General features: G+C 67.3%; 1 protein-coding gene. It reads right to left on the reverse strand.

Annotated features, from left to right (window positions below):
* On the reverse strand, positions 1 to 1,022 hold a 1,022-nt coding region (locus AYO52_RS18470), incomplete at both ends, for an ABC transporter transmembrane domain-containing protein (RefSeq protein WP_253702274.1).

Here is a 1,022-nt window from a genome sequence, read left to right on the forward strand (position 1 = left end):
TCGGCGGCAGCCGACTCGGCGACCCGGGATAGTCCGACCTCGGCCAGAGCGGCCGCGGGATCCGCGCCATACAACGCGAGTTCCGCCCGTGGGGTGGCACCGAATACTCGCGGCGACTGGGGTGACCACCCCACGAGGTCAGCCTCGATTCCAGTGACTCGACCATGCACTATCGCATCGACCGGCAGCGCCCCGACCAGCGCCGAGAGGAACGTGGACTTACCGGCTCCACTGGCCCCGGTCACGGCGACAATGCCGCTCAGCTCTGCGTCGAGACCAGTCAATGCCGCGGCCCCGCGACCGGAATAGCGAACCTCGAGCCCTGCGACGCGGACCGTGGCCCCGTGGGCTTCTCGCAGGTCAGTCCCGGGTGCTACCTCGAGATGTTCGCGCACTCGGTGCAGAGCCGCGAGGCCATCCTGTGACGCATGGAATGCCACCCCGACCCGGCGAAACACGGTAAAGCACTCTGGCGCGAGCAGCAGCGCGAGCAGTGCGGGCTGTAGGTCCATCGACCCGCCAAGCAAGCGGAGACCCAAGAAGACCGCTACTACCGCCACAGAGATCGTCGCGATGAGCTCAAGTGCCAGGGCGGACAGGAACGCCCACCTCAGCGTCTCCTGCGTGCGGCGCCCGTAAATCCGCTGGATGGTGTCCAGCGAGTCCGTCTGCTCCTCGACGCGGCCGAGCCCGACCAGCACTGGCAGTCCGCGGGCCAGTTCGGCCAGATGGTCAGACAGCCTGGCCAGAGCACGCAACGCCGCATCTGTGCGTTGACCGGTGTGGCGGCCGATCAGGACCATGAACAGTGGCACCAGCGGGATCGTCACTACAATCGCCAGTGCACTGACCCAGTCGGCGGCGAGGATGCGTACCAGCAGTAGCGGGGGCACCACGATCGCCGCGACTATGGCCGGCACGGATTGCAGGTAGTACTCGTCCAGATCGTCTAAGCCATCCGTGGCGAGCACCGCGGTCCCGCCCCGGGGATCGTGCGCTTGCACCATGTAGCGCCACAGCCG

The organism is Dietzia sp. 111N12-1 (assembly GCF_001658045.1).
Lineage (GTDB): Bacteria > Actinomycetota > Actinomycetes > Mycobacteriales > Mycobacteriaceae > Dietzia > Dietzia kunjamensis.